At 68.4% G+C, this 18,209-nt stretch carries 18 protein-coding genes, 1 tRNA gene and 1 pseudogene; 12 read left to right on the forward strand and 8 right to left on the reverse strand.

The genetic code is table 11. The annotated features are described in order from the left end of the window. Positions 1-114 precede the first annotated feature (114 nt). Positions 115-936, reverse strand: a complete 822-nt coding sequence (locus tag ACFHWY_RS00005) for a hypothetical protein (protein ID WP_416577985.1) — start codon at positions 934-936, stop codon at positions 115-117. A gap of 910 nt (positions 937-1,846) precedes the next feature. On the opposite strand from ACFHWY_RS00005, the gene ACFHWY_RS00010 reads away from it, so the two are divergent. Genes ACFHWY_RS00010 through ACFHWY_RS00020 form a run of 3 tightly spaced genes read left to right on the forward strand, consistent with a single transcriptional unit; the run spans position 1,847 to position 3,813 of the window. After that, the gene (locus tag ACFHWY_RS00010) at positions 1,847-1,984 is read left to right on the forward strand and encodes a hypothetical protein (protein WP_416578632.1); all 138 of its coding nucleotides are present in this window, start codon (positions 1,847-1,849) and stop codon (positions 1,982-1,984) included. Between the two features lie 40 nt (positions 1,985-2,024). Further along, on the forward strand, positions 2,025-2,546 hold the full coding sequence (locus ACFHWY_RS00015) for a SigE family RNA polymerase sigma factor (protein WP_416577986.1): 522 nt from the start codon (positions 2,025-2,027) through the stop codon (positions 2,544-2,546). Continuing rightward, positions 2,539-3,813, forward strand: a complete 1,275-nt coding sequence (locus ACFHWY_RS00020) for a rod shape-determining protein MreC (RefSeq protein WP_416577987.1) — start codon at positions 2,539-2,541, stop codon at positions 3,811-3,813. Before ACFHWY_RS00015 ends, ACFHWY_RS00020 begins: the two co-directional genes overlap by 8 nt. A 69-nt stretch (positions 3,814-3,882) precedes the next feature. Here ACFHWY_RS00020 and ACFHWY_RS00025 read toward each other — a convergent pair whose 3' ends face one another. Continuing rightward, positions 3,883-4,488 (reverse strand): hypothetical protein, encoded by a 606-nt coding sequence (locus tag ACFHWY_RS00025; protein ID WP_416577988.1) that lies wholly within the window; start codon positions 4,486-4,488, stop codon positions 3,883-3,885. A 925-nt stretch (positions 4,489-5,413) separates the two neighbouring features. Here ACFHWY_RS00025 and ACFHWY_RS00030 point away from each other — a divergent pair. The 4 genes and pseudogenes from ACFHWY_RS00030 to ACFHWY_RS00045 all read left to right on the forward strand — a co-directional run bounded on the left by ACFHWY_RS00030 (position 5,414) and on the right by ACFHWY_RS00045 (position 8,811). After that, positions 5,414-6,142 (forward strand): hypothetical protein, encoded by a 729-nt coding sequence (locus ACFHWY_RS00030; RefSeq protein ID WP_416578633.1) that lies wholly within the window; start codon positions 5,414-5,416, stop codon positions 6,140-6,142. A gap of 67 nt (positions 6,143-6,209) precedes the next feature. Next, positions 6,210-7,385, forward strand: coding sequence for a TRM11 family SAM-dependent methyltransferase (locus ACFHWY_RS00035; protein WP_416578634.1), 1,176 nt, complete (start codon positions 6,210-6,212; stop codon positions 7,383-7,385). Further along, positions 7,382-7,591, forward strand: a complete 210-nt coding sequence (locus tag ACFHWY_RS00040) for a helix-turn-helix transcriptional regulator (RefSeq protein WP_416577989.1) — start codon at positions 7,382-7,384, stop codon at positions 7,589-7,591. The genes ACFHWY_RS00035 and ACFHWY_RS00040 overlap by 4 nt, the downstream gene beginning before the upstream one ends. Before the next feature lie 3 nt (positions 7,592-7,594). Further along, positions 7,595-8,811: pseudogene (locus tag ACFHWY_RS00045) on the forward strand (tyrosine-type recombinase/integrase). A 153-nt stretch (positions 8,812-8,964) separates the two neighbouring features. Here the strand turns inward: ACFHWY_RS00045 and ACFHWY_RS00050 are convergent. Then, positions 8,965-9,041, reverse strand: a tRNA-Pro gene (locus ACFHWY_RS00050). Positions 9,042-9,108: 67 nt separating this feature from the next. After that, positions 9,109-10,002 (reverse strand): metallophosphoesterase, encoded by an 894-nt coding sequence (locus ACFHWY_RS00055; protein WP_416577990.1) that lies wholly within the window; start codon positions 10,000-10,002, stop codon positions 9,109-9,111. Between the two features lie 25 nt (positions 10,003-10,027). Between ACFHWY_RS00055 and ACFHWY_RS00060 the strand changes: the two genes are divergently transcribed. After that, positions 10,028-10,483, forward strand: a complete 456-nt coding sequence (locus ACFHWY_RS00060; RefSeq protein WP_416577991.1) for a GatB/YqeY domain-containing protein — start codon at positions 10,028-10,030, stop codon at positions 10,481-10,483. 157 nt (positions 10,484-10,640) lie between these two features. On the opposite strand, the gene ACFHWY_RS00065 is transcribed toward ACFHWY_RS00060, so the two are convergent. Then, positions 10,641-13,085 (reverse strand): penicillin-binding protein, encoded by a 2,445-nt coding sequence (locus ACFHWY_RS00065; protein WP_416577992.1) that lies wholly within the window; start codon positions 13,083-13,085, stop codon positions 10,641-10,643. Positions 13,086-13,483: 398 nt separating this feature from the next. Here ACFHWY_RS00065 and ACFHWY_RS00070 point away from each other — a divergent pair, with 398 nt between their 5' ends. Further along, a complete protein-coding gene (locus tag ACFHWY_RS00070) occupies positions 13,484-13,804 on the forward strand; it encodes a WhiB family transcriptional regulator (protein ID WP_416577993.1) in 321 nt (106 codons plus the stop codon). A gap of 10 nt (positions 13,805-13,814) precedes the next feature. On the opposite strand, the gene ACFHWY_RS00075 is transcribed toward ACFHWY_RS00070, so the two are convergent. From ACFHWY_RS00075 to ACFHWY_RS00085, 3 genes are read right to left on the reverse strand one after another with little or no spacing between them, the layout of a single operon-like run. Next, complete coding sequence (locus ACFHWY_RS00075; protein ID WP_416577994.1) at positions 13,815-14,966, reverse strand: ArsA family ATPase; 1,152 nt, start codon at positions 14,964-14,966, stop codon at positions 13,815-13,817. A gap of 53 nt (positions 14,967-15,019) precedes the next feature. Beyond that, positions 15,020-15,997 (reverse strand): ArsA-related P-loop ATPase, encoded by a 978-nt coding sequence (locus tag ACFHWY_RS00080; RefSeq protein WP_416577995.1) that lies wholly within the window; start codon positions 15,995-15,997, stop codon positions 15,020-15,022. A gap of 26 nt (positions 15,998-16,023) precedes the next feature. Then, positions 16,024-16,626: a hypothetical protein gene (locus ACFHWY_RS00085; RefSeq protein ID WP_416577996.1), complete on the reverse strand. Its 603-nt coding sequence runs from the start codon at positions 16,624-16,626 to the stop codon at positions 16,024-16,026. A 322-nt stretch (positions 16,627-16,948) separates the two neighbouring features. On the opposite strand from ACFHWY_RS00085, the gene ACFHWY_RS00090 reads away from it, so the two are divergent. The 3 genes from ACFHWY_RS00090 (at position 16,949) to ACFHWY_RS00100 (ending at position 18,110) form a co-directional block, all read left to right on the forward strand. Then, complete coding sequence (locus tag ACFHWY_RS00090; RefSeq protein WP_416577997.1) at positions 16,949-17,410, forward strand: hypothetical protein; 462 nt, start codon at positions 16,949-16,951, stop codon at positions 17,408-17,410. Positions 17,411-17,487: 77 nt separating this feature from the next. After that, positions 17,488-17,643 carry a DUF4177 domain-containing protein gene (locus ACFHWY_RS00095; protein ID WP_013736319.1) on the forward strand — a complete coding sequence of 52 codons (156 nt, stop codon included), beginning with the start codon at positions 17,488-17,490 and terminating at the stop codon, positions 17,641-17,643. A gap of 5 nt (positions 17,644-17,648) precedes the next feature. Next, positions 17,649-18,110, forward strand: coding sequence for a RidA family protein (locus ACFHWY_RS00100; RefSeq protein ID WP_416577998.1), 462 nt, complete (start codon positions 17,649-17,651; stop codon positions 18,108-18,110). Positions 18,111-18,209 lie beyond the last annotated feature (99 nt).

An 18,209-nucleotide genomic window follows, 5' to 3' on the forward strand; every position in this document is an offset into this window, starting at 1 on the left:
CTCATCTGGCTACGCGCGAAACCGGACCGCCCCAAACCATGATCCAGGAGACACGGCCTAGGGGATTACAAATTCGAGCCTCGGATTGGAAACCCGCAGCTCAGGACGGCTTTCTTACGGACGTTTCCGGGTGGTGGGCGTGTCGAGGACCAGGGTCGAGGTGGCCTCGTTGATCACGTCGGCGTACGGGTCGGGCAGCTCGCCGGAATCGATCGCGGCCTTGAGCCGGGCGACGGCGGCGGTGCGTCGCTTGTAGAGGTTCCAGCGGGGCTGGCCGGTGCGTTCGGCGTAGGCGGTGAGGCTGACCTCTTCCAGGTAGGTCGCGCCGATCAGCTCGGCCTCCTGGACGGTGATGACCTCGGCGTTGACCGCGCGGGCGAGGACGAGATCCGGGTGGCCGTACGGGGCCGGCGGCACCACCGCCCCCGGCGCGTGGTTCGGCACCCCGGACGGCGCCGGTTCCAGATCCCGCAGCTCGGCGCGGGCCTTGGAGAACGCGGCGGACATTAGATTCCCGACCACGCCCGGCCTGTCCAGGTCGACCGTGCCGAGAGCGCGAAGGAAGTGCTCAACGATGGCGGCCTGCACATCGCCGGTGAACAGCTTCGCCAGCAGGTACGCCTTGAACCGCAAGCCCGGCAACGCGACACCGACCGCACCGGCACGCCACGCCGGGTCACCGGTCCGGGCGCGCTGCACCAGCAGCCGCCATGCCGCGTCCCGGGCGGCGTAGCCGCAGGACGGGTGCATGAGGATCGCCGACAGCTCGGGCAGGGCGATGGCCCGGCGGGGCAGGCCGTGGCCGAGGCTGCGGCCGTCCACCGACAGCGGGCTCGGTCCCTGCCCCATCAGCCGGAACCGGTACTCGATGTCATTGAGCAACGTCTCGCCGCGCCGGGAGACAGCCGGCTCGGCGGTGGGGGTACGACGGTCCATGGTGGTGCTCCCTCGTGATGACCGTGTGCCGTCCGGCGGGACTGCCGGTCGGTGCTGTGCCACCACGCCACCAGGGCCTTTGAACAGATCATGAACACTGTTGATCTTGTTCAAGGTGTCTCGACAGATGTTCAACCCAGCCGTAGCTGGTCCCGGTCAATGCGTCTCGACGTCAGTCGGCGGGCACCCCGGGCCGGGGTGTGCAATCCGTGGTCAGGCTGTTCAAGTGACCGCGCGCCGGCCGCAGCCGCGTCGAGACGGCACCCTTGAACACGCGCGCCCACGAGGCGAAGCGGGACGGCCACGGGCGGCACTCGCCGGGCTCGCTCACGCGCCGTCGCGATCGTGTTCAAGGTCGCGAGGCGGGTAGCCGCCTCGTGTTCAAGCAGATGACGATCTTGTTCAAGCCAGCGCGGATCTTGTTCGACCAGTCACCGATCGCGTCGGCAATCCGCGCGGCTCGCGTGACGTCGGCAGCCACCTCCTGCCGTTGCCCATCGCTTGCAACCCACTGCCTACGGGCCTCAGCTGCCAACTGCCTCCAGTGGGTGGGGCAACGTCCTCCTCGCCGTACGCCCGGCGACCAGATCCGGAACGTCGGCCGGGATGCTCGACCCCCTTCCGGCCGCCGCTCCTGTACCAGCACCGCGGTCCGCAGGAGCATGCGGCGGCCCGCAGACGAACTCGCTTCCAGCGGGAGAGGGTCGTCAACGGCCGGCCGGTCAACCTGGGCGAGCGCACCCACGTCCACTACGGCCGCAACCGCCTCGGACACAGGGGCGAGGCGCAGTGCGCCGACGCCGCGCTGTGACGGCCACCGACACCACCGCCGGCCGGTGGATCGTCATGATCGAGCGCCGCGACGGCGGCGGGGTGGGCGCTGCCCGGCGGCTACATCGAGCCGGGCGAGATCGCGGCCGGCGCGGCGGCCCGGGAGCTGACCGAGGAAACCGGGCTGGTCGTCACCCTCACCGACCTGCGGGTCGAGATAATCGATCGTCGAGAAGATCCGGAGTCACGGCAACGTTTGCTGGGGTCGAGAGCGTAAGTAGTGGCCGTGAGATTCAACCTGAGGGCGTGGGTGGCTGATGCATGATCGCGAGGATAAGGAGGTGACAGCCTTTGTGCGGGCGCGTTACGGATCGCTGCTCCGGACCGCCTTCCTGCTGTGCGGAGACCGCGGGAAAGCCGAGGATCTGGTCCAGACGACGTTGGCCAAGACGGTTGTGGCGTGGTCTCGGCTGCAACACTCAGAAGGCGTCGATCACTACGTTCGGCGCATTCTAGTCAACACCTTCGTGACCTGGAGACGGCGCCGATCCTGGTGGGAACAGCCCTTGGGTCGGCTGGTGGAGACTCAGACACGCGACGAGTACGTGGGGGTGGAACAGCGGGACTTGCTCCGCCGGGCGTTGGACGGGCTGCCAGCACGACAGCGTGCCGCCGTCGTACTGCGCTTCTACGAGGACCTGTCCGAGCAGGACACGGCGCACGTACTGGGTTGTTCGGTTGGCACGGTCAAGAGTCTTTCATCAAGGGGTCTGCAGACTCTGCGTAAGCAGTGGGTTGAGGCCGATGCTGTTGCTGATCAAGAGGTGCGCTATGCATAACACGACCGAGTTGCGTGACGGCCTGGCGGACCTGGCCGAGTCGGTGGTACCGGCCGAGGGCTATGAAGACAAGATTATGCGGCGGGCAGACCGGCGTCGCGGGCGGCGGCGTATCGCCGCTGGAGCCGCAGCTGCACTGTGTTTGGTGGTGCTGGTCACGATGTTTCGGGTTGTCGGATTCGGGTCCACACCGCAACTCGCTGCACCGCCGCCGGATGGCCCGTTTCTGGGCTGGTCCCCGGTGGGAGACGTGGACGCTGGCCTGGTACGTGAGGCCACCAGCGTCTGGGACCGTACCAACTCGGCAGGCCCGCACACTGATGTGCGGGCCCTTGTCGCGACGCGCCATCCACGCCTGCGCTCGACGGTGGTCGTCTTGCAGGGATACGACAAGCAGGGCGACGCGCGGTTGGCGTTCTTCACCGGTGATTCCGGTGCGGCGGACGCCTTGCGGATGCGGGTTGATCGGCCGGCGCCCGACCCGGTGGAGACTCAGGTGATTAGTCTGGTCAGTCCACGGTTGTCCGGACCCGCCGGCATGGTTAGTAATGACTCCTGGGGGACCTATGCCATCGCTATCGCCATGCCGGGCGTGACAGCGGTGCGGGTGTCGAGTACCGCGGTCGATAATGAAATCGTGCAAGAACCGGACGGAGCTACCAGTCGCCTTGTTGTAATACGATTGCCGATCGCTGCGACCGCGCAGACGACGACGATCGCGGGGTTCATCAAGCCGAAGCGACCGTTCGCCAGCGCCTCGAAGGTGTTCGAGGTACCTGGTGAGGGCGGTGTAGACGGCGACGCGCGGGCCGTACCCGCTGAGGTAGTCAGCAGGACCGGCCAACAGATAATCGTCGCGTTCCCGAAGGACCAGGGAGTCCGGCAGGGGCAACTAGCCGTCGTCGCCGAAGGCTTGGTCGGACGCGTAACGGCAGTCGATACCGTCCGCGGCGAAGCCACTGTCGACCTCATTACCAGCACCGGATTCGCCGGCGAGGTGTACACGAATATTAGTAATGTTGCGGGTTCCGTACGCGGCACCGGTGGAAAGCTAGTCATGGAAGGCGTTCCCGCAGACGGTGAGGTTTACCAGACCAACCGTGTCTTGATGCCAGATCCGTCCCAGCGGAGCAATCAGGTTGGCGCTGTCACGATCGGGCGAGCGGCTACGGACAAGGCCGCAGGCGCGACCACGGTGGAGCTTACGCCGACAGCCGACCTTGCCAACCTGACTAGATTGTGGATCATGACGCCATCCGCCCCCTGACGACGACCCGCCGACGCAAAGGATGCGCGGAGGCGACTCGCCTCCGCGCATCCTCAACAGGTCTGCAGGTCAGTAGTGGACCGAGCCGCTGCCCGAAGCCTTTGCGATGTCACCGCCGGAGTTATTCGTAGAGAAATAGCGAAAGTGCATAGTTGTGTTCGTCGGAACGTTCGACCAGCACCAGGTACGCATTACGCCGTCAGTAGGAACGGTGATAGTCCCGCCCGCTGAAAGGGCAACCTTGAACTCATGCCACGACTCCTCGGGGTAATCCCACGTGGCTTCGATGTCCTTACAGAAACTCGTCCGCGTGGATCGGAAGTCTCGGCCGTCCATGCTCCACACGCCACTGAAGGTGTAGGAGAAGGGAATTGCGTCCACCGCGAAAGGAGTCACTCCCGTCGTGACCGTAGGACCGTTCTGAGTGTAGTGGTCGATCGGGCCCTGAAGCTTGGGCCTCTTCCCGGTAACCGTCATGGTCACGTTCGGCGGCAGCGACGCCCACACGGCAGCATTGTTCGCCTCGATCTCGGCGGCACTAACCTTCGGTTTCACCTGCTCGCCGCCGGCCGCCTCGGTTTGAGGTGCGGCTTGAGCCGGAGAAGCCAATAGTAGCAATCCTGTGGCCACGGCAGCGACGGTTCCAAGGGACCGCTTCATCAGCGAATGTGACACTCTGTGATCCTCCCCGTGCGTTTGTGTGATAGCCCGACCGTGTAATCTATCGAGCCATCGCCACAAGACCGACTACGGTCTATCTTTGTGCGGCTTCTCACCAGCAACGGGTCAACGCGTCCTGCGGGCATATGGTATCGCCAGGAGTCTCTACGTGAGGGGCAGTTCGGGAGGCGGCTCCGGCAAACGTGCCAACGCGAGGAGGGACCTGCGCGAACGGCTCGACAGTCGGCTGGCACGGGTTCGTTGACGTCGACCTGCCCGGGACCACTGAGCCGTCCGGCTGTTGGAAGGCGAAGAGCGCGATCGCCGGTGGGCCGAGGAGGACCGCCTCGTGGAGCAAATCGTGGACGCGCTCGAAAGCTCGGGGGTGCCCCTGGTGATCAAGCCCGAGGACATCAAGGTCGTGGGATCGAATTTCGCCGCGCGACGACGAGGTCGAGGCGGCCGACTGAAGCCAGGGGTCGCTCCTGATTCCCCGGAATCCAGCCTCCCCGCTCATGCCTTCACAACTCGGAGTTGCGGTGTCGCTCGTAGCAGGCATCTGCGGTGATCTTCCCGGTTGCGACCTCCAAGGCCGCGAACAGTGTGGTGCCGTGCCGGCGGTAGTCGCGGGGTGCGGCGTTCGGCCTGGTCGCCCGCCCGCCTGTTGCGATACGGCCCTGCCCCCGCGACGTGCAAATACTTTAGTTGTAACGGTGGGATCAGGTGCGTTCTCTGACACAGCGGGTCGGTTCGAGGTCAGCCATCACCCCGAAGGTGTATCAACGGCTCTGACCTGCGGTTCGACCCGTTGAGGAGGTTGTTCAACCGGGCGGCGGCGCGCGAGGTACCCGGCTCGGCAGCGGGCGCGGTTTCCAATCCGGGGCTCGGATTTGTAATCCCCTAGTGTCAGCGCTTGTCGGCGGACGTGGCCCACACGCCCATGCCGAAGCCCAGCTCCACCGCCCCCGGTGACCGGCCTCAGCCGGCACCGGTCGGGCTGCTTCTGCCCCGCACCCGCGTCCCTCGCACGCCCCGTCCGGGAATGCCGGACTGGTACGGACTACCCCCGAGCCACCTCGCCTACCTCATCCGCCGCTACACCCACGTCGGTGACGTGGTGCTCGACCTCGAAGCGCACCCCGCCGCCATCGCCGCGACCGCCTACCTGAACCGGGTACCGGCCCGACTGTTCACAGGTCGCCACGGTCTACACGTGCGGCTCCTAACGTCGGCCCCCGAACGCCGGACGCGCCACGCCATGCGACGCCCCGGCCCACGTGTCGACCTCATCCTGGCGACCCTGCCGCAGGGCGCACAGGCCCTCGCCCGAGACGGCATCGCCACAGCAATGAGCACCTGGCGGCCTCTGCTACGCTCCGGCGGGTTCGTGCTTGTCGGACTCACCGCCTCGCAGCCTCAGCCGGGCGAGCTCAGCCACCGCGCCACGGTCATTGCCGCCGCCCGCGCCGCCGGGCTCTTCTACCACCAGCACATCCCCGCCGTCCTCGTCCCGCTGCCCGAGCACGAGCCGCGCACCGCCCCGGAACACCCCGACGAGGCCGACGACGGGCGGCGTCTGCTCGCTGGCCGTCACCTTCCGACGTTCCGGGATCTGGTCGTGCTCAGGACCACCGCCACCGCCACCGGTGAGGAGAACGCCCGTGCCTGAGCCCCGTCCGCCGTTTCACCCCGGCGACCCCCACGACTCCGAACCGCCCTGCCCCAGCACGTCCGACCTGGCGGCACTGCTCGCCGAGGGCTACCTCGGTTCGGTCTGGCTCACCGGTGAAACCGCGTCGCGTGACCTGCGGCGCGGCCGGTACACCCCGGAGTCGTTGACCCACCCCGGCAAGATGCTGCCGACCATCCCCCGGTACGCCATCCGCACCTACACCAACCCGGGTGACGTGGTCCTCGACCCCATGGCCGGCATCGGCACCACCGTCATCGAGTCCATGCACCTCGGCCGGCACGGCGTCGGGATCGAGTACGAAGCCGAATGGGTCACCAAAGCGGCCGACAACATCCGCCACACCGTCCAGGCAGGGGCACCGGGCCGGGGCGAGATCTACCACGGCGACTCGACCACGCTGCCGACGCTGCTGCCGGCGGCTCTGCACGGGCGGGTCTCGCTGGTCATGACCTCGCCGCCGTACGGGCCATCCACCCACGGGCACGTCCGCACCCCCGGCCCGAGACGCGGCAAGGTCCGCAAAATCCACCACAAGTACGGCAGCGGCGACAACCTCGCCTACCGCAGCCACAATGAGTTGGCCGACGGGTTCACCGCGATCCTCGCCGGCTGCGTCCAGCTCCTGCGGCCCGGCGGACACGTCGTCGTCACCGCCCGGCCCTACCGCCGACACGGCGAACTCATCGACATCCCCGGCATGGTCGCCGCCGCTGGCATCAACGCCGGCCTCGAACTGGTCGAGGAATGCATCGCCCTCATCTGCGGCGTCCGCAACGGCCTGATCATCCCCCGCGCCTCGTTCTTCCAGCAGAAGAACACCCGAGACGCCATCGCCACCGGCGACCCGCAATGGCTCGTCCAGCACGAAGACGTGGTGATCTTCAAAGCCTCGACTTCGCAGGACGCCCGGCGTGACTCGGCAGCGAGCGGATTCGCCCCGGCCACTGCGCACACCGGCCGCAGGCTTGATGTCTTCACCCCGGCCCGCGTGGATCGACGTCCACACGCGCACGCCGTGAATGCCAGTCCCAGCGGCAGCGCCACCGGCACCCGGTCCGAGCCCGACCGGGACGTTGAGAGGACACCCGATTCATGCCCGCCCTCCTCACACCCCATCCTGGGGGACGTACGGCCCGACACCACCGCCGCCCGGCGGCCCACCGCCCCCGCCAAGCCCCACCCGCAGGACGGTTCGTCCACTACGGCAGGCCGGCGATGAGCATCCCGACTACCGCCGAGTGGCGGCCCGACCCACTCCTGACCATCGATGATGTCGCGGCCTGGCTGGGTAAGCCGGAGAACACCCTCTACGCCTGGCACAGCCGGGGCAAGGGACCGCGCGCCATCCGCGTCGGCAACACCCTGCGCTACCGGCGCAGCGAGGTCGAACGCTGGCTCGACGCCCACACCGACCCGGAGCGCTGAGCCATGGCCCGACCTCCACTACCCATCGGAACCTGGGGCAACATCCGCACCGAGAAGCTCGGCCCAACCGGTACTGCGCCCGAGCCCGATTCCGCGACTACGACGGCAAAACCCGCGACGTCGAGGCCACCGACACCACCGGCCCGGCCGCCATCCGAGCGCTGAAGGTCAAACTCCGTGACCGCACTGCACCGAACGACGACGAGATCACCAGGGATACCCACATCAGCAGACTCGCCGAACTCTGGGTCGAAGAGATCCTCGCTGAGGAACGGCTCGCGCTACAGACCATTCACCGATACCAGACCAGCCTGCGCACGCGGATCGTGCCTGCACTCGGCGGCCTGCGAGTCCGTGAGGCCAGCGTCGGGCGGCTCGACAAGTTCCTGCGGGATGTCGCCAAGGAACACCCGTCGGCGGCCAAGGGCGCGAAAGTTGTCCTCGGCCAGATGTTTGCCCTGGCCGTACGCCGAGGCGCGCTGACGGCCAACCCCGTGCGCGACACGGGGCGGCTACGCAAACCGCGCCGCAAGGTCGTCGCCCTAAGCGACGAGCACCTTCAGGCCGTCCGGTCGGCGATCCGCGACTGGCAGCAACCGATTCCCGGCAAGCCCGGACCTCGGCACTCCGGAGACCTAGCCGACATCGTCGACCTGATGCTCGCCACCGGCGCCCGCATTGGCGAAATCCTCGCCCTGCGCTGGGAAGACCTGGACCTTGCCGCCGAACACCCGACCCTGACCATCTGCGGCACGATCGTCTACCTCAAGGGCAAGGGCTTCTTCCGACAGGAGTGGACGAAGTCCGACGCCGGTTTCCGAACGGTCGTCCTGCCTCGGTTCGCAGTCGGGATGCTGATGGCCCGTAAGCTCAACGCCGCCGACAACCCGCACGATGCGATCTTTGCCTCCCGGCGCGGCACCTGGCTGTCCCCCCAAAACGTGCGCCGCCAGTGGCGACAAGCCCGCGCCGACACCGGCCTCGAATGGGTGACTCCGCACACGTTCCGCAAGACCGTGGCCACGCTCATCGACAAGGAGGCCGACACGAAGAGCGCCGCAGCCCAACTCGGGCACGCCAACGAGGAGGTCACCAACACGTACTACGTCGCCAAGCCTGTCCTCGCACCGGACGTCTCCGACATCCTCGAACGGTTCAGCGCCGATCGGGCAACGGGTCACCCCGACCGCCGCGACCGGCCGTCTAAGCGGACCACATAGGGACGAACTGGCGGGTCCGATGCCCCACGGCCGATGCGACGGCGAATCTGGTTGCCGACCGGGTTAGTGAGGGGTTTCCGGGGGACGATTCAAGAATCCATAGACAAACGTGAACGCCCTGACCAGCATCAATGCTGGTCAGGGCGTTTCCTCTGGTCGGGGTGGCCGGATTCGAACCGACGACCTCTTCGTCCCGAACGAAGCGCGCTACCAAGCTGCGCCACACCCCGAGGCGTGCCGACAAATAGTAGCCCACCCGTCCTGACGGTCAAACTTGGTACCCGTTGATCAACAGGGTCAGCGGGGGATCAGGGTGAGCAGGCTGGCCTCCGGCGGGCAGGCGAAGCGGACGGGGGCGGTCGGGTGGGTGCCCAGCCCGGCGGATACGTGTAGCCAGGAGTCCGAGCCGGGCCAGCGGTGCAGGCCCTTCGCCATGGACCTCGGCAGTCCACAGTTGGTGACCAGCGCCCCGACCAACGGTACGCAGACCTGGCCGCCGTGGGTGTGGCCGGCCAGCAGCAGGCCGAAGTCGTCGGCGGCCATCTCGTCGAGCAGCGCCGGTTCGGGTGAGTGGGTGAGCGCGACGGAGAGGTCGGCCTCGGACGAGATCGGGCCGGTGACCGAGGCGTAGTCGTCCCGCTCGACGTGCGGGTCGTCGACGCCGGCCATGTCGATCGCCCGGCCGCCGGCCTTGACAGTGACCCGCCGGTTGTTCAGGTCGGCCCAGCCGGCTCCGGTAAGAATGTCACGCAGCTCCTCGGCGGGCAGCTCGGTGCCCTCGGTGTACTCCCGTTCGGTTTGGAAGTAGCTCAGCGGGTTCTTCCAGACCGGCCCGGTGTAGTCGTTGGAGCCGAAGACGAACGCGCCAGGGAGGTCGAGCAGCGGTTGGAGGGCCCGGAGCACACCCGGCACCGCCCCCGGGTGCGCCATGTTGTCCCCGGTCACCACGACCAGGTCGGGGTCGAGGGCGGCCAGCGAGGCGACCCACCGCTGTTTGCGTACCTGGTTGGGCGTCATGTGCAGGTCCGACAGGTGCAGCACGCGCAGCGGCTCGGTGCCGGTCGGGAGCACCGGCACGTCGAAGCGGCGGAGGGTGAACATGTTGCGCTCGATGAGCGACGCGTACGCCAGGGCGGCGACGCCCGTCGCCGCGGTTGCGGTCGCGAGCCGGAATAGTGTGCGCTTTCGCATGCCGATCAGGGTAGTTTGACCGTCCATGAGCACGCTGAAGGACCGCCTCACCGGCGACATGCGCGCCGCTTTGAAGGCCCGCGACGAGCTGACCACCTCCACCCTGCGGATGGCCCTGGCCGCCATCGGCGCGGCGGAGGTATCCGGCAAGGCAAAGCGCGAGCTCAGCGACGAAGAGGTGCTGACCGTGCTGACCAAGGAGGCCAAGAAGCGACGCGAGGCCGCCACCGCGTTCGCCGACGCGGGTCGCGCCGAGCAGGCCGCCAAGGAGACTGCCGAGGGTGAGGTGCTGGACCGCTACCTGCCGAAGCAGCTCTCCGACGCCGAGTTGACCGAGCTGGTGGCGGGGGCGCTAGCCGCGGGCGGTTTCACCGGCAAGGCCCAGATGGGCCCGGCGATGAAGGCGGCCCAGGCGGCGGCGGCCGGTCAGGCCGAGGGGGGCAGGGTGGCTGCCGAGGTGCGCCGCCAGCTCGGCCTCTGACGACACGAGGTCCCCGGCCGCACGTCTGGCGGCCGCTGCCCGCCGACGGACTGGCCCGGCTCGCCGCCGACGCGGAACACCATCCCTGCGACACGAAGGGGCGGGCACCCCATCGGGTGCCCGCCCCTTCGTTGGTCGGTCGGAGGACTCGCGGCGATCAGCCGCCGGGCCGGTCGTCCGACGTCCGCCCGGGGCTGCTGGGCGGACCGGAGGACGGGCCGTTGTCCGGCCGGTCCCTGTTGCCGTTGCCGGCGCTGACCCGGATCGTCACGATACCGCCCTTGATGGTGCGACCGTCGGGGCTGGTGCCGGCGGCGGTACCAGCCGGGCAGTCCGAGGTGACCCGGTTGTTGGAGACGATCGGCTCGAAACCGGCGCCGGAGATGCGCGACTTTGCCTGGTCGACGGAGACGCATCGGACGCCGGGAATGCTGCGCTGGTCGCCCAGGGAGATCTTCTGGCCGGGCGCATCGAAATTGATCGACTTTTTGCCCTTCATGGCGGCCTTCAAAGTCTGCCAGACCGGCGGATTGATGCCGTCGTTGGTCTTGTGCTTCATCTTGACGTTGGTCTGTGGCCAGTCCGGATCGGCCATGATGCCGGCCACCGCGTACTGCTTGGTCATCGCGACCAGCGAGGCCGTCTTCTCCGAGTCGGTGGTGCCGGACTTGCCGGCCACCGGCTTGTCCACGTTCCACTTCACCTCGGCGGCGGTGCGGCTGCCGCCGCACTTGCTGGTGGAGGAGTTGTCGCCGACCGGGCAGCGGGCGGCGTCCACCGCCGCCCGGGCGACCTCGGTGCTGAACCGCTTCTCGCAGCGCGGGTTGGCCACGTCCAGCTTGTTGCCGTCCAGGTCGCGGATCTCCTGCACCGGGATCGGCTCACAGTACTTGCCGTCGGCGGCCAGGGTGGCGTACGAGTTGGCCAGTTCCAGGGGGGTGACCTGCGAGACGCCCAAGGTGAACGCGCCCCACTGGTGCGCGGCCTCCTTGTTGTTGGCGAACTTCGCGTCCTCGCTCTGCCGGAACTGGATGCCGAGGCGCTTGGCCACGTCAACCACGTTCTCCGCGCCGACCTGCTGCTGCAGTGGCACGAAGAACGTGTTGATTGAGGCGGAGAAGGCGCTCCACATGTTCTGTACGCCGCCCGCTTTGAGGCCCGAGTTTGTCGGACAGTAGAAGTGGGTGCCGTCGCAGGCGGCGGGGTTGCCCCGGTCGATGATGTACTCGGACCTGAACTGCTGCGGCGCGTTGAAGGTGTAGCTGAGCGGGATGCCCTTCTCCAGCGCGGCCACGATCGTGTACATCTTGAAGACCGAGCCGGCCTGGTAGCCGGTGATTCCGTCACCGCCGGTCAGCAGCGGGTTGACCGTGTTCGGATAGTTGCCGCGTTTGCCCTTGTCCCGCTGGACCGGGTCGCTGTGCGGCTTGTTCTTGGGCTTGTCCGGGTTGTCGAGCTTGAAGTTCCGGTTGACTGACAAAGCCCGTACCCTGCCGGTACCGGGCTCGACGACCGCGATCATCGCGGCCTCTTTGGCGTTCACCGACTTCGCGGCCCGCACGGCCTTGTCGGCGCCGTTCTGGGCCTGCTTGTCCAGCGTCGTGGTGATCGTGTAGCCGCCGCTCTTCAGCAGCCGCTCCCGGTCGTACGAGGTTGAGCCGAACGTCGCCTGCGACATCCACCAGCGGTAGAAGTAGTCGCAGAAGAAGCCCCAGGCGTTCTTGTTGGCGGCGACGCAGCCGTTCGGTGCCCGCTTGCCCTTGACCACGAGCTTGACGGCCTTGGCCTTTTCGGCCTGCTCCTTGGTGATCGCGCCGATCGTGACCATGTGGTCGATGACGTAGTTCCGTCGGGGGACCGCCTGCTGGTAGCCGGTCTTGGTGGTCGGGTCGAACGAGGTCGGTGCCTTGACCAGACCGGCGAGCAGGGCGGACTCGTCGATCGTCAGATCCTTCGGCGGTTTGTTGAAGTAGACCTGGCTGGCGGCGTAGATGCCGTAGGCGCCGTTGCCGAAGGCGGCGAGATTAAGGTAGCTCTCCAGGATCTGGTCCTTGCTGAGCGTTTTCTCGATCTGCAGTGCGTAGTTCATCTCGCGCAGCTTCCGGGCGCTGGTGTCCTCGGTCGCGGCGAGCACGTCGGCCGGGTGGGTCGCCGAGTAGGCGATGCCCATCCGGACGTACTGCATGGTCAGCGTCGAGGCGCCCTGCCGGTCGTTGCCGGCGGCGCTGTTGTTGACGAAGGCCCTGGCCACGCCGTTGAGGTCGACACCGTTGTGCTTGTAGAAGTGGTGGTCCTCGGCGGCGATGATGGCGTTGCGCATGTTCTCCGAGATGTCGTCGAACGTCACGTCCCGCCGGTTCTCGTCGTACATGGTGGCCAGTGGCGTTTTGCCGTCCGACGCGAGCAGATAGCTGATCTGAGGTGCGCGGGACACTGTCAGCTCCTTGGGCAGCGCCCCGAAGGTCTCCGCGCCGGCTTTGGCGGCCAGTCCCGACATCGCCACCGCAGGGAAGGCCGCAGCGGCGACCACCACGCCGGCCAGCAGCCCACAGATGAGCAGCGATGCGGCGTTGGTCAGGACGTTGTGGTCACGTTTCCGCATCCAGGTCACCTCGACAGGGTACGCGAACAGGTAACGAGGGGCGCTGGGGCGTCTTTTCCCCATTTCCTGCGCGCGCCCTTCTCGTTGTGCTAGACGCGTGGCACCGGGTTTCTGGTTGCGTGGATCCGAGCCGAGTTTCCTCCTTGCGGAGGCAGCCCGCAGCGTTTTCCCGGACTCCGGTGGGGTAAGCGGCGGTCCCTGGCCCGAGAAGCCGGGACTGTCCGAAATGATGGATTTAGCCGACAACGTTGCGTAATCGTGCAACTACAGAGCATGATGGGGGCGGCGACAGTGCCATGTCGTCCGTGCCGTCTTGGGGTAAGGCGTGCCGGACGACCGGGGGAATGCCGGCTGGCCCGCGACGGCGTCGGTAGTACTGCAAGGGGGGACGTGTACAGATGGGCATGATCACTGACTGGCCGTCGCTGGCGGCGTGTCAGAACGGGGACCCGGACGCGTTGTTCGTACAGGGCGCCGAACAGAACGTGGCGAAGCGGATCTGCCGGAGCTGCCCAGTCCGATACGAGTGCCTGGCCGACGCGCTGGACAACCGGATCGAGTTCGGCGTGTGGGGCGGCATGACCGAACGGGAACGCCGCGCGCTGCTGCGCCGCCACCCGCAGGTCACCAGCTGGCGGAAGATGTTCGAGGCGGCGATGAAGAAGAACGCCAAGGACAAGTCCGGCCAGGACCAGATCCTGGCCGCCGCCGGCAGCTGACCGGGCCGAGTCAGGAGCGGCTCAGCGCCGCACCGATCGTCCGCAGCCCGTCGACGTCGTGCACGTCGGCGGGCTGCGCCAACACCGCAACGGCCGGCACCTGCGGGAACGCCTCGGTGAACCGCGCGGCCACCTGCTGCTCGCGTACCGCCTGCTCGGCCAGGGCGGCGTGGGCCCGCAACACCTCCACTGTGCGCTCGTGGCCGCCTGCCGACGCCAGCCGCTCGGCGGCGGCGCGGCTGGCCAGCGCGTCCAACGCCGACACCGCCGCGCGGTGCACCCGGTTGAGTACCAGGCCGGCGAGTGGCATCCTCTCCTCCCGCAGTCGGCCGGCGAAGTAGGCGGCCTCCCGGACCGCGTCCGGTTCCGGCGCCGCGACCAGCAGGAACGCCGTCTCCCGCGCCTGCAGGATGCGGTACGTCTGTTCCGCCCGCTGCCGGAACCCGCCGAACATCGAGTCGAGGGCGGCCACGAAGCCGGACAGGTCGGTCAGCAACTGTGTGCCGATCACCTTCTGCACGACCCGCGAGAACATCCCGAAGGAGGCGGTCACCAGGCTGAACATGCTGCGCCCGCCGGCCCGCGCCGGGGCGAGCAACAGCCGTAGCATCCGCCCGTCGAGGAAACGGGACAGCCGGGCGGGCGCATCGAGGAAGTCGAGTGCCGAGCGCGACGGCGGGGTGTCGACCACGATCAGGTCCCACTCGCCCCGCGCGTGCAGTTGGCCCAGCTTTTCCATCGCCATGTACTCCTGCGTACCGGCGAAGGTCGAGCTCATCGCCTGGTAGAAGGGGTTCCCAAAAATCTCCGCGGCCTTCGTCGGGTCGGTGTGCTGTAGCACCACGTCGTCGAAGGTGCGCTTCATGTCGAGCATCATGGCGTGCAACTCGCCGCCGCTCTGCTCGACGTCGATCCCCTTGACCTGCCGAGGCGTGTTGTCCAACTCGGTGAGACCGAGCGACTGGGCCAGCCGGCGTGCCGGGTCGATGGTGAGCACCACCGTACGGCGACCGTGCCACTCCGCCGCGCGCAGCGCGAGCGCTGCGGCCGTGGTCGTCTTGCCCACCCCGCCAGCCCCGCAGCAGACCACGATCCGGACACCCGGGTCGGCCAGGATCTGGTCGACGTCCAGCATCGGCGCGGCGTAGTCGGAAGGCACCAATCGAGCGTATCGGGCCAGCTGGCTCCGCGCGGCTGGCCGAGGTCAGGTGTGAGTCAATCGCCGCGGACGAGCGTGCCGGCGAGCACATCGAGGCCGGCGCGGTCGACCCCGTCGGGCAACAGCGGTAGTTCGATCATGGGCAGGTCCAGGTCGACCAGGTCGGCACGGAGCGAATCCTCCAGCTCCCGGCGGATGGCCAGGTCGCGAGCCTCCTCGTGCAGCCCGGTCACGACCCGCTGGTCGGCCGGCAGCCCGGCGGCACGCAGCCCGCGCTCCAACTCCACCTCGGTGACCAGGCGGCCCGCCGGCAGGGGCGGCCGGGTGCCGTTGACGATCACCCGGCCCACCCCGAAGCCCAGCGCGGTCAGTTCGGCGATCGCGTCAGCGGTCTCCTGCACCGGCATCTCCTCCAACAGGGTCACCACGTGCACCGCGGTCATCGGCGAGCGCAGCAGCGCCGAGACCCCCTCACTCTGGGTCTTGATCGGGCCCATCTTGGCCAGCCGGGCCGTCTCCGCGGTGACGTTCAGGAACCGCCCGATCCGGCCGGTGGGCGGGGCATCCAGCACCACCGCGTCGTACACCCTGCGTTGGTCGACGGTGCGGGTGGTGGCCTCCTTGACCTTGCCGGTGAGCAGCACGTCACGCAGTCCCGGGGCGATGGTGGTGGCGAAGTCGATCGCGCCGAACTTGCGCAGCGCCCGGCCGGCTGCGCCCAGCTTGTAGAACATGTCCAGGTATTCGAGCAGCGCCTCCTCGGCGTCCACCGCGAGCGCGCAGACCTCGCCACCGCCCGGCGCGTCGGCCAGGTGCAGTTCGGCGTACGGCAGCGGCTCGGTGCCGAAGAGCTGTGCGATGCCCTGCCGCCCCTCCGCCTCGACCAGCAGCGTGCGCCGGCCACCGGCGGCCATACCCAGGGCCAGGGCGGCGGCCACGCTGGTCTTGCCCGTGCCCCCCTTGCCGGTGACCACGTGCAGGCGGGCGGGCCAATCGGTGCCGGCCCGGTCAGCCGGGCGCTGCGCTGCTCCCACCCGTCGAGCCTATCCATCCGACGAGGTCAGCCGACCTCGCAGACCCACCAGCCGGTTTTCCGGATCACGGTGAAGCGCAGGTCCTGGTCGGCGATCTTCTCGTCGGCGGTGGTCACCGTCACGGTGGTGGTGACGGTCGCCCGGTCGCCGGTCTCGTTGTCGACCGTCGGGGTGTCCCACCGGAAACGGGGACTCTGGTAGGTCGAGACGTACTTCTCGACCTCGGCGACCTTCGCCCTGATCTTGTCCTGGTCGCGGGCGGCGGTGCAGACCATCTCGGCCGCCTTGACGGCGTCCCGATCCTGATAGATCGCGGTGAGGAAGTCGTCGACCGCCACCGACGGATCCGGTGCGCCCTCGCCGGACTCGGTGTTGCGCAGGGTGAGGAAGGCGGCCACGCCGCCACCGGCGCACAGCAGCAGCACCGCGACCAGCGTGATCGAGGCCAGCAGTGCTCCGCGCCGACCCGGAGGAACCTGCTGCGGGTACGGCGGGTGGCCGGAGTTCGGCGCTTGGACCGACGGATCGTGGTCGACGGCCGGGGCGGCCGGCGTGGAGGGCTGGGCCGACCGGCCGGCCGGCGGGAGGTGGGCGGGGCCGGTCGGGTCGCCGGCGGGTGGCTGGGTCATCGGTCCCCCGGGGTGCGGCGTGGCACCGCGCGAAGGCGGTGGGCGTGGGAGGTGGCCGGGCGGGGTGCCCGTCCAGACCGGAAGGGTAACGGTCCTCGACCCCGCCGCGGATAGCCCGGTGTCTCCCGGACGGACACCGCGATCAGCTTTCCGCTGGTCGGGTGTCGCAAATGTGACCGAATGCCATCGGGTGCGCGCGTCCTGTTGATGGGACCGGCCAGCCGGTCCTACCGTCGCTCCGGCACGCCCGGCTTCGGGCCGTGCACAAGGTTCCCGGATCGGCGGCAACGTCGTGACCAGGTACTACGCCGGGAGGCAGCGCATGCGCGACACGGACAACACCCCACGAGCCCAGTTCCCGGCCGGGCCACGGCGGGGCACCCGGGCGGCCGGCGGCGCCTTCTCCGGCCGGCTGCCGATCAACGAGCGGTCCTACCGGCGTCCGACCGGGCCGGTCACCAACATCGAACCGGCCGGCGGGCGGGAGGAGGATGGCCCCGGATACGTGATCCACCTGCCCATCCGGGTGACCGACCTGGCTGCCGCGACCGCCCTGGCGGGGCGGGTGGCGATCTCGCTGGACTTCCTGCTCGAACTGGACGCCGGTGAGACCGAGGTGTCGACCGTCGACGACCAGAACAACCGGCACCGGGTCTTCTGTGACCTGCTGCTGTCCGACCGCTCGCGCTGCCCCCAGCCGTACGACCACTCCGGCCCCTGCGGCGAGTTGCCGCCCGCACCGGAGCAGCGGCCCGCGTCCGAGCAGTTGCCCGCGTCCGAGTAGCGTCCCGCAGCCCGGACGGGCGGTGGACCGTAGGCTGTGCCCCGAAGTGTCCAAGTCACCGAGGGAGCTCTCCACCGATGCAGAAGTGGGAATACGCCACCGTTCCGCTGCTGGTCCACGCGACCAAGCAGATCCTCGACAACTGGGGTGAGGACGGCTGGGAACTCGTCTCCGTCGTACCCGGACCGAACCCCGAACAGCTCGTCGCCTACCTCAAGCGACCGAAGGCGTGAGTGTCGTGACCAACGGACCGCACGGAAAGCTGGCGGAGTTGGGGCTGGAGTTGCCGGAGGTGGTGCCGCCGGTGGCGAGCTACGTACCGGCGGTGCAGTCCGGGCAGCACGTGTACGTGTCCGGGCAGCTGCCGATGGCCGAGGGCAAGCTGTTGGCCACCGGCAAGGTCGGTGCCGGCGTCTCCGCCGAGCAGGCCAAGCAGCTCGCCCAGCGGTGTGCCCTCAACGCGCTGGCCGCCGTCGACTCGCTGGTCGGTCTGGAGAACGTGGTCAAGGTCGTCAAGCTGACCGGCTTCGTCGCGAGCGCCCCCGGTTTCACCGGCCAGCCCGGGGTCGTCAACGGCGCCTCGGATCTGCTCGGCACGGTCTTCGGTGAGGCTGGTCGGCACGCCCGCAGCGCCGTCGGCGTCGCCGAACTTCCACTGGACGCCCCGGTCGAGATCGAGGTCATCGTCGAAATCGCCTGATCCGGGCGAGTAGCCGGCCACGCGATCTTGCAGTTCCGTCTGGACGAAAAGCCCTAACAGGGGCGAATCGGCGACCAGAACTGCAAGATCGCGGAGGCC

It is taken from the genome of Micromonospora sp. LOL_024, assembly GCF_048060415.1.
Taxonomy (GTDB): Bacteria; Actinomycetota; Actinomycetes; order Mycobacteriales; family Micromonosporaceae; genus Micromonospora.

What these genes read in the sequence shown, in the direction of transcription:
- ACFHWY_RS00015 (WP_416577986.1), top strand. Translation starts at nt 2,025, where the DNA reads ATGCATGATCGCGAGGATAAGGAGGTGACAGCCTTTGTGCGGGCGCGT.
- ACFHWY_RS00070 (WP_416577993.1), top strand. Translation starts at nt 13,484, where the DNA reads ATGGGCATGATCACTGACTGGCCGTCGCTGGCGGCGTGTCAGAACGGG.
- ACFHWY_RS00090 (WP_416577997.1), top strand. Translation starts at nt 16,949, where the DNA reads ATGCGCGACACGGACAACACCCCACGAGCCCAGTTCCCGGCCGGGCCA.
- ACFHWY_RS00020 (WP_416577987.1), top strand. Translation starts at nt 2,539, where the DNA reads ATGCATAACACGACCGAGTTGCGTGACGGCCTGGCGGACCTGGCCGAG.
- ACFHWY_RS00040 (WP_416577989.1), top strand. Translation starts at nt 7,382, where the DNA reads ATGAGCATCCCGACTACCGCCGAGTGGCGGCCCGACCCACTCCTGACC.
- ACFHWY_RS00095 (WP_013736319.1), top strand. Translation starts at nt 17,488, where the DNA reads ATGCAGAAGTGGGAATACGCCACCGTTCCGCTGCTGGTCCACGCGACC.
- ACFHWY_RS00060 (WP_416577991.1), top strand. Translation starts at nt 10,028, where the DNA reads ATGAGCACGCTGAAGGACCGCCTCACCGGCGACATGCGCGCCGCTTTG.
- ACFHWY_RS00065 (WP_416577992.1), bottom strand. Translation starts at nt 13,085, where the DNA reads ATGCGGAAACGTGACCACAACGTCCTGACCAACGCCGCATCGCTGCTC.
- ACFHWY_RS00030 (WP_416578633.1), top strand. Translation starts at nt 5,414, where the DNA reads ATGCCGAAGCCCAGCTCCACCGCCCCCGGTGACCGGCCTCAGCCGGCA.
- ACFHWY_RS00055 (WP_416577990.1), bottom strand. Translation starts at nt 10,002, where the DNA reads ATGCGAAAGCGCACACTATTCCGGCTCGCGACCGCAACCGCGGCGACG.
- ACFHWY_RS00085 (WP_416577996.1), bottom strand. Translation starts at nt 16,626, where the DNA reads ATGACCCAGCCACCCGCCGGCGACCCGACCGGCCCCGCCCACCTCCCG.
- ACFHWY_RS00005 (WP_416577985.1), bottom strand. Translation starts at nt 936, where the DNA reads ATGGACCGTCGTACCCCCACCGCCGAGCCGGCTGTCTCCCGGCGCGGC.